The organism is Bacillus sp. DJP31 (genome assembly GCF_049310945.1).
GTDB lineage: Bacteria > Bacillota > Bacilli > Bacillales > SA4 > Bacillus_BS.
Window position 1 is genome coordinate 1 of record NZ_JBMERO010000010.1, and the last position, 15,028, is coordinate 15,028.

Annotated in this window: 10 protein-coding genes and 1 pseudogene; all 11 read right to left on the minus strand. The window is 37.8% G+C overall.

Annotation, left to right across the window (positions count from 1 at the left end):
• Positions 1-105: 105 nt before the first annotated feature.
• Entirely contained in the window at positions 106-561 is a 456-nt protein-coding gene (locus ACOI1C_RS10870) for a hypothetical protein (RefSeq protein ID WP_422510556.1), read from the minus strand.
• An 18-nt stretch (positions 562-579) separates the two neighbouring features.
• Positions 580-6,960, minus strand: coding sequence for a DUF6531 domain-containing protein (locus ACOI1C_RS10875; protein WP_422510557.1), 6,381 nt, complete (start codon positions 6,958-6,960; stop codon positions 580-582).
• Positions 6,935-7,168: a hypothetical protein gene (locus ACOI1C_RS10880; protein WP_422510558.1), complete on the minus strand. Its 234-nt coding sequence runs from the start codon at positions 7,166-7,168 to the stop codon at positions 6,935-6,937. Before ACOI1C_RS10880 ends, ACOI1C_RS10875 begins: the two co-directional genes overlap by 26 nt.
• 4 nt (positions 7,169-7,172) lie before the next feature.
• Positions 7,173-7,772 carry a DNRLRE domain-containing protein gene (locus ACOI1C_RS10885; RefSeq protein ID WP_422510559.1) on the minus strand — a complete coding sequence of 200 codons (600 nt, stop codon included), beginning with the start codon at positions 7,770-7,772 and terminating at the stop codon, positions 7,173-7,175.
• Entirely contained in the window at positions 7,738-7,872 is a 135-nt protein-coding gene (locus ACOI1C_RS10890; RefSeq protein ID WP_422510560.1) for a hypothetical protein, read from the minus strand. Before ACOI1C_RS10890 ends, ACOI1C_RS10885 begins: the two co-directional genes overlap by 35 nt.
• Positions 7,873-8,294: 422 nt before the next feature.
• Positions 8,295-8,909: pseudogene (locus tag ACOI1C_RS10895) on the minus strand (thiolase family protein); the annotation flags it as partial.
• A gap of 551 nt (positions 8,910-9,460) precedes the next feature.
• Positions 9,461-10,324, minus strand: a complete 864-nt coding sequence (locus tag ACOI1C_RS10900) for a hypothetical protein (protein ID WP_422510561.1) — start codon at positions 10,322-10,324, stop codon at positions 9,461-9,463.
• A gap of 1,096 nt (positions 10,325-11,420) precedes the next feature.
• Positions 11,421-12,596 (minus strand): thiolase family protein, encoded by a 1,176-nt coding sequence (locus tag ACOI1C_RS10905; protein WP_422510562.1) that lies wholly within the window; start codon positions 12,594-12,596, stop codon positions 11,421-11,423.
• Between the two features lie 84 nt (positions 12,597-12,680).
• Positions 12,681-13,421, minus strand: a complete 741-nt coding sequence (gene fabG, locus ACOI1C_RS10910) for a 3-oxoacyl-ACP reductase FabG (protein WP_422510563.1) — start codon at positions 13,419-13,421, stop codon at positions 12,681-12,683.
• A gap of 291 nt (positions 13,422-13,712) precedes the next feature.
• On the minus strand, positions 13,713-14,267 hold the full coding sequence (gene lepB, locus ACOI1C_RS10915) for a signal peptidase I (protein ID WP_422510564.1): 555 nt from the start codon (positions 14,265-14,267) through the stop codon (positions 13,713-13,715).
• Positions 14,264-14,917, minus strand: coding sequence for a TVP38/TMEM64 family protein (locus ACOI1C_RS10920; RefSeq protein WP_422510565.1), 654 nt, complete (start codon positions 14,915-14,917; stop codon positions 14,264-14,266). Before ACOI1C_RS10920 ends, lepB begins: the two co-directional genes overlap by 4 nt.
• Positions 14,918-15,028 lie beyond the last annotated feature (111 nt).

Below are 15,028 nucleotides of genomic sequence, written 5' to 3' on the forward strand. Positions count from 1 at the left end.
GTTTATCCGTCAAGCCTTCTACCAATTCAAATTCGCCTGCATTACCACCATATAATAATAAAAAACCTTGAGAGGCTTACAAGCCACTCAAGGGTTTATCGAATATTATTCTATATCAGACAGATCGAGTTCTAATGTCTCCTCTTCAGAATTGTAATTAGGATTTCCAACAATTTCATCTGCAACTATTCTTTGTACTTTTCTAATATCCTCTTCAGGCACATTATAATTATTAAACACTAATACTACCGCGTCAAAATAATAACTTAAATAAGATTCCACCTGATTGGTGTTATTTACAATCTCATAATAAGGTAGCCACAATCCCCAATTTACAAAGCCCTCTTTATTATTAACATCAGGTCCTTTTGCATCTACACATGTAGTGTTTTTATTAGTTGAAACAATTAAATTTAAATATTTTTCCTTTTCACTTCTACTTATTTGGAGTTTTCCTCCAATCAAATAATTCAATTTTTGTCTAATAAGCAGGTCAACTTTATGGCTAATTGAAAAATAACTTTCCTGCTCACTATACAAACTACTCGTCGTTATTTTCAAAAATTACACACCTTTCTCTTACTCTTTTAAACCAGGGTGATTTTTATTACCTTGTGGGTACTGTTTATATTTATCATAATAGTTTTGAACTGCTTTAGTTTCTATCTTTTTAATGACCCGTGTACTTATACTTTTGTTATCATAAATCACCCTCCCCATAACTTGTGAGTCTGGATTTTGTTTCTGTAGCTTGTTTAATTGAGACTGTAACCTTTTAGGAAGACCAGTACTTGATGTGCTTGTCATATCTGCCTTCCCGTACTTATGAAGTTTACCATCTTTCTTTATTTCATAAACACCTTGGTGCCCAACGTAATCATTTGAGTTTTTGTGTACTTTACCCGTACTCTTATTTGGATTAGATCTAATCTTCTTTTCATCTTTCACTGAGCCCGAAGCTAACTTCTGAACCTTCTTAGCCTTCTTGCCATATTTAACCCCTGCAACTGCACCTTTTACTGCCCACTTAGCTTGACCTGCACCAGGTACAAAGTTACTTGCAATGGAAAGAGTAGCTCCTGCCTTTTGATACCATTTTGCTTTTGGATTCCTTAAGGTGTTGATATCATCACCAATCGCAAGGTTGTAAGCCGACTTGCTGTATTTTTTTGTCGCCTTCCACCCTTTTTGCAACCACTTCGGCGCATGTCCATCTGGATCAATGTTGTTGACTGGATCTGCGTCCGCATACAGGTAACGGTTTAGGGAAGTTGGGTCCTCTTCTGTTCCTTCATATTCATCTGGAGTAATGAATCTTCCAGTTGTTGGATCGTAGTCTCTCCAACCCATGAAGTAAAGATTTGTATCCTTATCATACATGACCCCATACTTACCTACATAGCGATAAATGTTGGCTTCAGCTAATGCTTTGTCACCTGTGATTTGGATGACATTTCCCCACTCATCGTAATCATACGTGGCTTTGATGTTTCCTGCCGCATCTGTAATTGCGATGACATCACCACGTGCATTGAACTGATAGTAATACACCACTTCATCTAAGCTAAAGCTGATCGGGTTTCCGCTCGCATCACGATAATATTTTAATCGTTGTACTTTAGTTGGCCCCTCAATCGTTTCTAAGAAAACATTTCCGTTTGTGTCGCGGTGGTAATGGTAATGTGTATTAGAAGTGCCATCATTGACGTTTTTCGCAATTCTGGTTCCTTCTGTGTCGTATTCATACAAAATGGTTGGTTGTGCCTGATCATTGACAACCTTATTAATTTTCATTAACTGGTCATCACTATTGTATCCATAATCAACGACGGTTGTGGAAGAACCTTCTTTTGTCGTCACCTTAGAAATCGTTCCATTTTCATTATGAACGTAATCGATGGTGCGAAGCAAAGAACCTGTCGATTCATTGAATTCTTTCTTTTGAAGAATTCGATTTCCAGTAGAGTACGTGTAGGCCTCTTTTACTTTTCCTGTTGTAAGGTTGTCTACTTGTATGATGTTTGAATTTCCATCATACGTGTATTTTAACACCTTACCGTTTGCCTCAACTGTCTCTAAATTACCCGTTGGGGTATAGGTGTACTTCTTCTTGACAGCACCGTTTTCTGAGATTTGAGTAATCTGGTCGGTTGCTGAGTGCTGATATTCTAGATCGATAATAGAAGAACTATTTCCTCGGTTTATGCCCTTGATTGTCTTAACTTTTGAACCTCCGTTATACGTAAGCGAGGTTTCAATTCCTGGTGCCGAAACCTTGGAGAGGGTATCATCCACATTATAGTCATACGTAAACATGTCAAAGTTTGGCGTGACAATTTGTTTGGTTCGGTCGTTATTATCGTACGTCACAACTGTATTCCCAAGCGATGTGGTCAGTGTTTCTTCATTCTTCCTATCATCGAACGTATTGGTCGTTGTTGTCCCAGTATGACTGATTGTTTCTCTTAGTAGACGGTTATTCTGATCGTATACTGAAACCGTTTCACTATTAAAGAATCCATCTTTGTCAGGGTCAACATATATCGGGACAGGATTGGTTTCGTCGTAAATCCATGTGTTTATAACGTTTCCATTATTATCATGGTAGAATCGACTTTCGGTTTTAAAACCAGTATCAATCGATTTACCTGTTTCTTTTACTAATCGACCTAGTTCATCGTAAAGATAGGAAATCTCCTTGGATGTCGTAGTCGATAGTAGTCCTTTCGATTCTTTTATAATTTTCTTCGTAACTTGTCCAAGAGAATTATACTCGTACAAAACAATTTGAGTACTTTCCTCTTTTGTATCAGGGTTGATGATGGTTTTTCTTTCTTCTTTTAGTTGTCCTTCTGCATCATACTCCCAATTTGTTACAGTGCCAGTTGCATCAACTAGCTTCGTCTTATCTCCAGCAGCATTGTATGTGTAAACTGTTCGCTTACCTAATGCGTCCACTACTTCCTTAAGAAGCCCATTGGCATCATGTATGGTCGTTGTAGCTCCTAGCTTATCCAGGAAGATGGCCTGATTCCCCATCCCATCATAATGCGACCATGTCTCAACTGCTGGAGTCGATGAATCTTTACTGTAAAAACTTTGGTTATATTCATCAAAAGCAAACTCCGTTGAAGCTGATCCAATCGTTTTTTTGACGATATTACCAATTGCATCAAGTTTATACTTTTCTACAAGAGTATTCTGATCTTTTGTCGGATCTGAGAATGCTGTTAAGCGATTTAATTGATCGTAACGATAATGTGTAATGCCTTTAGAATACAATGTTGAAGTAATATTATCCCATGCAAGATTCTCTTCTGTACGTTTATTTCCGTTTTCATCGTACGTCATTCTCAATTCATTACGCAAAGGATCTATACTTTTAACTTGTCGACCCATAGCGTCATACTCATAGAGAATGACCGATTGATTCCCATCACTTTCTGCTACTTTGTCTCCAAGCTCATTGTACTCATTTACTAGCGCAAGAGAGACTATTTCCGGAGTTCTAGCAATCTGATAATCATAGAATGTCTTCGTAACGGTAGGATTTTTTGTGACAGTAAGTTGATTTCTCTCATCGTATTGATACTCCACAACGTGACCTAGCGCATTGGTTTCTTTTACTAGATTACCATTTGTATCATATACAAAAACTGTCTTCTTTCCTAATCGGTCCATAGACTCCAAGATTTGATTATCTGCATTATACAAAAAGGTGGCTGACTGGTTTAATTCGTTGGTTTCTTTAATCTTGTTCCCAGTCAAATCGTATTCCGATACTTTCTTCTTTCCGTAAGGGTCGCGAGACTCTATGACGTTTAACCCATCTGGACTATACACAGAAGTGTGTGAGTAATTCGATTCCTCTAGAGTTATTTCATCCACATACACATTACCAGACTGATTAACGATCTTGTACGAAACATATTCTGCATCTGTGGGGATGCTCGAAACAATATGCTGCATATTCCAGTCATTAGTACCTGTAATAGAACTACTTTCTTTAGAAGAAATTAGTTGTTTTGAAGCATCATAGAACTGAATGAGCGTCTTAACTCCTGTCGTATTCTCCGTTTTAACGTAACCTAAAGCACGTGCAGGTAGTCGTCCATCTTTAACAGGTACCAATTCTGACTCTAACGAGGCTGCATTAGTAAGAACAAGACTTCTGCTACCACTTTTCTTGTTCGTCGTGTCATAAGCCCATGTACCATTAACCTTCCAATTTTTAACAGAAGTAGTTTCTCCTTCTTCAAAACTGAAGTTCGGAGTCCTTCCATATAGAGGACCTCTCTCATACGTAGTTTTTTCCAAGTTACCAAAAGGATCATAAGCTAAGACTTCTTTAAATCCTTTTGCATCCGTCTTAGATACTTGGTTACCACGATCATCGTACTCATAACTAGTGACTCTAGTTAGCGGGTCGATTACTTTTGAAATCAAACTTGAATTTGGTTTATATTCGTACGAGATGTTTGGAGTTACGGATCCATTTTCCACATCGACTGTAGTTGGTAAAGTTTTGGTTAAAATATTCCCACGATTATCGTAGGTGTATTTTGTCAGTAACCCTTTACCGTCAATGTTCTCAAACAATAAATTATTTTGATATACATATCTTGTATTTATCTTTGCTCCTTGTGTATCTTCCGTAACAGATGTCAGATTTCCGTTTTCATTTGTTATATATTCAGTAGAAGTAGTTACGTTGGGTCCACCCTCTGAAAACGCGACTTTCCCATTCGTAAGATCATAAATAAACCCTTCATTGATAGTATAGGGCTCCTTGGCTAAGCCTGTAGAAGCACTAATAGATGTTAATGAACTCTTAACATTGACTACTCTTAAGCCGTTATACTCATATGTTACTTTATGTCCTCTTGGTGAGGTGCTAGTTTTGAGTTTACCATTCTCGTATGAGTAAGGTATGGTACGATATACGGTGCCAGCACTATTTATATAATCAACTTTTGACAGCAATGAGTCTGTGTAGCTGTACTTTATTTTTGTCCCAGTAAAAGATGTTACCTGGTCTATCTTATTGTCTACATAACTTAAGGATATCTTCCTCCCAACTGAATCTACTATTTCTTTTAGTAGATTTGCTTCATAGAGGTAAGAAATTTTGTTGTTGTTTCGGTCTTGTATAGAAGATAACCTTCCATTTTGGTTAAATGTTTGTACGAGTTCATAAGAATCTAAATCGCTCAGTGTATAGGATCCATCTGCTAGTTTTTTTAATTCTTTAAAGATACCAATTGGAGAAGTAAAAGCTTCATCTGCATTCTTAGTGAATTTATGGTGAGTACCGTCCGCGTCTATATAGACAATATCCCCATTTGTTTCATCTACTATTTTTGTATCGGTGTTAAATCTCCACCCTTTTCCTAGAGCACTTTCAGTAGAATCTTGACTATTGTATGTTCGGTTGAAGACAGTGTTTAATCCTCTTCCTTTCAGGTTCATATCTTCTACTTGAAGGACAAGATTACCGTTTGCGAGATTTACTTTGCTTTGCCCAAACGCACTTTCCGTGTCAACAAACCCCCAGAAAGATTCCATACCTAGCGAGTTTTTGAATGGGTCTACCCAAACGTATCTTCTTTCTTCAGAAGTGTTACCCGCTTGGTCTTCTACTAATAATCGAATCGTATAGATTCCAGTAGTAATACCAGACGTATTCCAATCAGCTAATACAGCTTTATCAACTACAGAATTATTTGTTTTAATTACTGACCATGTCATAGGAGAAGTGCCTTCTCCAAAGCTAATCTGATAAGATTTTAAATCGTTATCAGAAGCAGTTCCTATTATTTTTACGATACCATTAAGGTAATCCAACGCATTAGGTGTGTCTAACTTTGCAGTTGGATAAGAAGTATCCAGCCGAATTGTATCTAAAGAGACAACAGATTCATTTCCACTTGGATCCTTATATTGTACAGAAACCGTTTTATCACCGTTCCCCTCAGAAAGTGTCCATTCTTTTGATTGGCTAGAGGCTTCATATTCATTCCAAGCTAATTCTTCATTTTTTAATCGTTGTGAGAATGGACCATTTGCGTTGTCGGTTAACCCTAAGCTTAGACTAACAATTGGAGAGTTTGTTAAATTTGCTCCATTGTTAATAATGATGTTTCCTGTTGGTGGTATTGTATCTACAACATTCACTTCTCTACTTAATGTGTCACCTAGTCTACCCACATTTAATTTGAGCATTCCCCACTCGGTTCGGTAACTTCCAATATTCTTAGAACCTGTGAAACTCAAATTATAGGTTTTAGTTTGAGTTGGACCAATTGAATCAGTACTTACCAATGGTAAACGAGTATCTAAAGTTAACGGATCTGTATCCTCAATTGATCCTAGGTAATAACCTCCTGCGGATGTCCATGTTTCTAATCCTTCATTTCTAACCGTAATTTGAACAGTATATGCTCCACTAGCTTCCATGGTAGAAGGGATTGAATACGAATTAATAGAAGCATCCCGTGGCAACCTTGCTATATATTGATTGGATGTTGAAGAAGTCCCTGAAACATTGTTTGTATTATCTACTGCTTTAACAAAAGCGTAGTAACGTTGTCTTGGAATCAAAGCAGTTGGATGCGTATAGGAATTTGTTGAAACAAAACTTCCATCTACAACATCAGTAGCACCCGGTGTTGTTCCTACATAAATGTGATAGCCTTTTACTCCAGAGTTAGAATCTGAAGAGCCACTCCAAGTCCAAGTAAATGCTGAATTTAAAGCGTTACTCACTGCTGGGATTCCAGGAGTTGAAGGTTTAGTTTGGTCTATAATGGTTGGCGTAAAAGGTTCTGATTGAGCAGTTTCTCCATATGCATTATATGCTTTTACTCTAAACCAATAATTTTTATTGTCTATATAGGTAGGATTACCTGAATTCCGGTATACAGAACGAGGATCATCAGATAATTCTGTTCCTGATTCCATCTTTTCTCATTGTGTAATTACCCTGAGAAATTTGAGTGGGTGTTGGCCAGATTCTTTTATTCTGACTCGTCCATGAGGTTGTGTTTCCAACATCAAATTCTTCATAGTAACTTCCATTAAAAATTAATACTTTGTAGCCAGTTGCCCCTGAGACACCAGCCCATTTTAAATTAACATGGCCAGAATCTGTCCCTGACCCATTGCCCACTGCATTACCTGTAGGTACTGATGGCTTTGGAGAATAAGTGATTTCTAGTCTTGGGTGAGTAAGCACCACCGCTATAATCACTTGAGTAAAACTTTCGATAGCTCCCACTTGTATCTTCGTTGGAAGCTTGCATAACGAGTCCATGATAATTGTTTGGATTATCATACCAGTAGTCAGCTAAGCTAGAGACATCCCAGGAATACCATCCATTTGCTGCTCCTTTGGGAAGGTTTAATGAAGAGTATGAACCCCCGAAACCAGGTTGGTTATTCCACTTTACGGTCGAACTTGCCCAAGAAGAATAGGCTCTATGAATAGTAACTGATGTATCAACACTTGAAGGTTCATAATATTTATAAGCCTTAAATGTAGCATTCGTTATGATTCCACCTTCCAACCCAGGCAAAGTGCTTCCAAATTTAATATAGGATCTATGACTGTTTACTGATGGAGCATATCCTGTCCTTAACTCCGTTGCTCCACCATAATTAACACCGCTATAATACTCTCCGACATAAGAGTCATAGGTATTACTAATACTTCCTCCAGCAGTTACTGAAGGATCATCATTACCTGTCCACCAACTCTTTGAAAGTCTTATCATATAACCTTTTAATTACATCAAACGCTTCTTCATCCAATTCCTTCTCAAAATTAACTTCTTCCTCTTCTTTTTCCTTTTCGATACTGTTTTCATCTTTCATAAAGTAATCCTCCTTCCTTATCTTCCCATCTTTATTTACCCCTAATTATATCACAGTATTAGAAGCCAATAATGAATGGAATTCATACTAAGCCTAATGGATAGGACAATGTTACAGGATTTTGTTTACCTATACTTACTTATAACACTGTAAAATTGGCCCCCATTATACCTCCTGATTTACTTAAACGACTCAGCCATTTTCATCGCCGTTTCCTTACAGAATTGTGTTTGATTACAGAAAAGAGAATAAAAATCATGGAAGTCCCCCGTGCATAAATAATTAGAAAAATTATCCAATCGACTCCTACTTTATATGCTAACACTAAAAAACCGAGGATAAAACCTGTTCGATTTTATACTCGGTTCGATATGTTATTTATGAATCGGAGCTACTTTTACTCTGACTCTATTATTGCTTTCTTAAACCCTCTCAATAAAAACAGCCGCTCCCATTCCACCACCGACACAAAGTGAAGCAATACCTCTCTTCAAATCACGTCTCTTCGATTCATAAGCAAGACTCGTGATAATTCTCGCACCTGTACAACCAACAGGATGTCCTAAGCTAATTCCGCTTCCATTTACATTCACGATATCACGATTCAATCCAAGCTCTTTTTCAACAGCTAAATACTGAGCAGCAAATGCTTCGTTCACTTCGATCAAATCCGCATCTTTAATGGACCAGCCAACACGCTCAAGTCCCCTTTGAATAGCTGGCACAGGACCTCTGCCCATCACCTTCGGATCTACACCTGAAACCTGGAAACCTACAATTCTAGCTAAAGGCTGAAGTCCTCTTTTTTTAGCGGTTTCTTCATCCATTAAAACAAGTGCTGAGGCACCATCATTTAAGCCGGATGCATTCCCAGCTGTAACCGTTCCATCATCTCGGAATGCTGGTCTTAATCTTGCTAGGTCAGCCATCGTTAAATGAGGGCGAGGGTGCTCGTCCTTTGTAATGATTGTTTCACCTTTGCGAGTTTTCAAGGTGATTGACACCATTTGTTCATCAAAGTACCCCTTCTCAATCGCAAAGACTATTGTCCCAATAAAGAAGGATACTAATGCCGCTTCAAGACCCTAATTCTCCATTTATCGGTGCTTGTGTACCGGCGAGTATTCCACCTATTACAGCGATCATCACCATTAAGAGTTTTATATGGTTCCTTCTAATGGAGTCCTTGCTTTTCTGGAGTCTATTTTTAATTTATTCGAATAAGGAGGACAAAATGTGTAAAAATTAGTTTAGAAGCATTTTTTTGTATTAGGGTACTTAAGTTCTTTTTTACCTCAAAAGCAATCGTTTTCTTTTACAAATAATGGACTGTAAATTCGAGAAAACCACTCTCGATACTTGTGATATCCCCAAGTAGCAAGAGTGGTCTATGATGTTATATAACCTTAAGCATTTCGTTTTTCATTTCTCTCAAAAAGATAAAAAATTAACCATATGACACCTAAAAATATCGGAAGTCCAATTAGTAGATAATAAATGTTCTTAGTTATTTGAAAATGGTTGACTAGGTAAAGATAAAATATTACCCATAGAAATACAGTTATATACTTAATCCAAGGCTTCTTCATTAAAAATTAATCCATCCATTTCGAGGTTTACTATCTTTTGAATCAAGATATCTCGCAATTTGTGAACCAATGTTTAAATAGTCTAATGCCCAAACAACTGCTGCTCCAACAAAAATTGCTAATTTAGGTGCACCCCAAGCAGTTAGACGACTTACTACTGTTCTTGAAAACAATCTTATTGCAGCATCTTTTCCCTTATTAACAATAAATGCTTGAATTGCACCCACTCCTCCACCAACTGCAAATCCAATGAGAATATTAAATGTAGATGCTGCAACATTGACACCTATTGCTAGACCAAGTGACTGAGTAGTGTATCCTAAGTTAGTACTAGTACTAACTGAAGAATCAGGATTAACTGAAAAGTATTCATTAGATGGCGGTTTAATTACATCTTTATTATTAAGTTTTGATTCAATTGCTTTCTGAGTAGCCTCAAAATCTAATGCTGTTTCTGAAGTTTCATCAAAAAAGTCTGTAAGTAACTCTTGATACAACTTGGGATTATCTTGACCATACAATTTTGCCTCTTCTTCAACTAACTGATTAAAAAGAGTCTTTTGTTGATTATTCATCTCATGAACAGAAGGCATATCATTGAAATCTGTAGTATCAAGAAAAGTCCGACTACCATCACTATTTACTTCATACTCTTTAACTACAATTAATTTCGTACCATCATCTAATTGCTTCATGGACTCCTCGTATTCGTAAACTTTATTAACTTCTGCTGGAACTACTATCTCTCCCTTACTTTCTATTGGTAGAATTACATCAGGAGTATTCGCTTTAACATAATTTTCTGTGTGCACTGAAAATGTAAATATTACAGTGAAAATCAAAATATAAACTAATTTTTTCAACCTTCTCCATCTCCTCTGTTGTAACTTAATTCTATTGCATAAAATAATAATCTTTGCACAAAAATATGCTTTTGTTGAAGTGGTAATTTACTAGGCCTATTGTCTTACCAAATCCTATCATAATCATAAAACCCGTTTGATGTTGACGAAAATTGTCGAGTGAATATTGGGAAAGTCAGCTGTTTTTCAGCCTCTAACGGAGCTAAATAACCTACTAATTTCCCAATATGATTTTTAAGAAAACTGTGTTATAATTTTAGATTTTTGATCCTATAATTTGTTACGTTCGATCATTGTTATCATATGTAAACCGTCTGACCAAGGACTGTTGTTAGAGTTTCTTCACTTTTTTTTATCGCCGAACGTGTTTGTCGTTGTTGTCCCATTATGACTAATTGTTTCTCTTAGTGGTAGGTTTGATCATGGTAGAACTTTCAATACTCAAAATCCTTCTGAAAATGGGCTCGGAAAAGGTTAGATTTAATACTGTTAATAAGATTAATTCTGTATATAAGAATATGACCCAATTTAATGTTAATCTATTCCTAATTTCTTTTTGATTTTAGTTGTAATGTAATTATCGATTGAACCCCAAAAAGGTAGGTCTAAAAAAAGCTCTTGGGGCTTCTTGAAAATTCTAGTGATTAGTTTTACAATTTATGGGTATATCACATCTTGAAGGAGGAAAGCACTCCTATCTTATGCGGTATTAGCCCTGTATTTGCTCACTGCCTTAAAGTTATAGGCTAATATTTTGGTGTGTATCCATATTTTTGAGCGCACTAAACCAAGGACAGGGATATCGTCTATTTTTAATCCTCTCCTAGGTGCAGATATTATTCCCTCAATACCAACTCTAAAATTATTAATATCCTTATAGCACTAACGTTTATTGGACTCTCCATCAACAACCGCTTGTTTTGGGGTGTTAGCTGTGATCGTTTCTCTATCCAGTCTAGATCCCAGTTCACATGCACTCTCTCCTTTTTGAAAACACATGTAATATGTTATCTACTATAAGGAGAGGTAGTTGCAAATGAGTTACATGAGGCTGGGTAGATAAAAGAAGCGATCCTAAGACCACTCTCATCCCAACCTATGCCCTCTCCAAGAACACTGCCGCTCCCATTCCACCACCAACACAAAGTGAAGCAATACCTCTCTTCAAATCACGTCTCTTCAATTCATAAGCAAGACTCGTGATAATTCTCGCACCTGTACAACCAACAGGATGTCCTAAGCTAATACCGCTTCCGTTTACATTCACGATATCACGATTCAATCCAAGCTCTTTTTCAACTGCTAGATACTGAGCAGCAAATGCTTCGTTCACTTCGATCAAATCCGCATCTTTAATGGACCAGCCAACACGCTCAAGTCCCCTTTGAATAGCTGGCACAGGACCTCTGCCCATCACCTTCGGATCTACACCTGAAACCTGGAAACCTACAATTCTTGCTAAAGGCTGAAGTCCTCTTTTTTTAGCGGTTTCTTCATCCATTAAAACAAGTGCTGAGGCACCATCATTTAAGCCGGATGCATTCCCAGCTGTAACCGTTCCATCATCTCGGAATGCTGGTCTTAATCTTGCTAGGTCAGCCATCGTTAAATGAGGGCGAGGGTGCTCGTCCTTTGTAATGATTGTTTCACCTTTGCGAGTTTTCAAGGTGATTGACACCATTTGTTCATCAAAGTACCCCTTCTCAATCGCAAATGCTGCACGCTTATGACTTAACAATGAGAGTTCATCCTGTTCTTCCCGAGAGATCCCATGAAGATCAGCCAGATTCTCCGCTGTTTCTCCCATCATAAAATGATGAATCGGATCTTCTAAAACTTCCCATACAGAATCTGTCACCTGACTATGCTGCATTCTAGCTCCCCAGCGATGCTGTTTTAACAGATATGGACTCGAGCTCATTGCCTCCACCCCACCTGCAATTACAACATCCGATAGTCCAGCTTGAATTTGCAAGGCTGCAGAAATAACAGCCTGCATCCCTGAAGCACATTGTCGTTGAATCGTATATCCAGTCGTTTCATTCGACAAACCAGATAGCAACGCAGCTGTTCTAGCTGTATTAGGTTGGTCTGTCCGTTGAATACAATGTCCTAAAATGACCTCATTTACTTCATCCTGTCCCAGTCCACTTCTTAAAACCACTTCCTGTATAACAGGTACAATTAAATCAGTCGGAAGCAAATCTTTAAATACCCCACCAAAATCACCAATTGGCGTTCTAGCAGCAGATGTAATCACTACATTCCTCATCTGAATTCCCTCCTTAAAGCAGTTCTTAGAGACTGTTCCTTCATCGCAGTAAAGTGATGGGGGTTCCCCCATCACTTTAACGCGTTACATCATGATTCCGCCATCGACTTGCAATACGGTGCCTGTTACGTAGTCTGAGTCTTCTGAGGCTAGGTATAGGTAAGCTTTGGCAATATCTTGTGGTTTTCCTAATCTTTGTAGTGGAACCATGGCAATCATTTGTTGAATGACGTTTTCTGGAACGGAGGCAACCATGTTGGTTTCGGTAAACCCAGGAGCGACAGCATTCACGTTAATGCCTTTTCGACCTAGTTCCTTTGCCCATGTTTTCACCATTCCGATAACACCAGCTTTGGTAGCGGCATAATTGGTTTGGCCTACGTTACCATACACTCCTGAAACAGATGATGTTACGACAATTTTTCCTTTTCCTTGCTCAATCATGTATGGTGCAACTGCTTGTGTGCAGTGGAAAACACCTGTCAAATTAACATCCAGTACAGATTGAAAGTCTTCGGTGGATAACTTTGTTAACATTCCATCTCTTGTTATTCCGGCATTATTGATTAAAATGTCAACACGTCCAAATGCCTCGACTGTCTTTTGCACCATCTCGTCCACGCTTACTCGATCAGCCACATTGACTCTAACAAATAAAACATTTGCCCCTTCAGCACGAAGCTCTTCAGCCCTTGCTGAGCCTGTTGCCTCATCAAAATCAGCTAGAACAACCTTAGCTCCTTCTTTACTAAAAAGTCTAGCGGCCTCTAACCCTATTCCATTTGCTGCTCCTGTTATGATCGCTACTTTGTTTTCTAATCTCATTTTGGTTCCTCCAGTTTAGTGACAAATTGATAACACTTTTACTAATTTCCTATATGCTTTAGCGATAAGTGAATGTTTTCCATTCATCAATTCTATAACTATTCTTGAATTGGGTACCCTACTACTCTACCACTCGATAACTCTACTGTTTTTAATTAGATACTCATGGTTCACAATCCTCTATTTCCTCATAAAAAAAACGAACATTCTGACTGATCCGAATAAATGTGTTGAAGCATAAAAGTAATATAGTTGTCCCAAAAGACAAAGAAAAAACCCAGATCGCTGGGTTTAGAAGGATGTATCTATTAAATGAAAAGGATAATAGCGAAGGTTTACCTTGCCCACCACTTGATCTACGTTAATAAATCCAAATTCACGACTGTCATAGCTTCCAAGACGATTATCCCCTATCACGAATAACTGACCTTCCGGGACTGTTTCAACACCCGTTTTGTCAAGGAGTGTAAAATCCTCCATGACCTGATTACCCTCGAAAGTAGGTTGATACACATTTAAAAAAGGTTCTTCAACCAACTGATCATTGACATACAGCTTATCACTTTGATAGGAAATGCGATCGCCAGGAATTCCAATAACACGTTTCACATAATCCTCTTTTTCGCTTGCATGAAACACAATAACATCAAATCTCTTTAAGTCACTAAACTGAAGGCCAATTTTATTAATGACAAGTAAGTTTCCATTTTGTAGGGTAGGGGTCATCGAACTCCCCTCCACAATATAGCTTGAGAAAAAAAACATACGTAACACAAAGGCAATAACAATTCCGATAGCAATTGGCTTGATCAAGCTTATACTTTGAAGAAATGACTTCGTTTTCACTGCTGTTCCCCAACTTCCTTTCTCCGGCTTTTTCTCTCTTTAGTATTTAAATATAGTTCAACCCTTTTACCTATATACCACAAAACAACGATTCCTAACACTACCAACGCTGAACGGAACGGTTTCTGTATCAATGATTGTATATCATACCCGATAAAACTAATGATGAAGATCATCACCATTTTACCTGATAAAACGGCTAGGACAAATTGAGAGATACTAACACGCGAAAGGCCTGCTACGACATTAATAACAGCCGACGGTGAAAAGGGAAAGCATAATAGAAGAAAGAGTGGTCCAAATCCATGTCGTTCTACCCATCCCGTTAATTTTCGTACTTGTTCATTTTTACTCAGGAACCTGAAAAAACGTTTTTGGCCAAGTCTACGAATTACCAAAAACACAATGATGGCTCCAATACTAGCTCCAAGCCATGAATAGAGGAAGCCAAGCCATAACCCAAAGGCAGCTGCATTTGCCACTACAAACACGAACAATGGTAAAAACGGCAAAAGTGCTTCTAGCATGGGAAGTAAGATTCCCGGTAATGGGCCTAATTCGCGATAGTCTTTCATAAGCTCTTGTGTATTTTCTAGTGTAAAAAAGTCTTGAATGAATGACCAAAATTGCTGCAGCGACTCTATGTCCATGAAAAACATTCTCCTAGGCTTGTCTGTTCTTACAATTATTGTACACCAATGAACGATGAAACAAAAAGAAAAAGAAGATGAAAATCCACAAAATAGAAACATAACAAAATT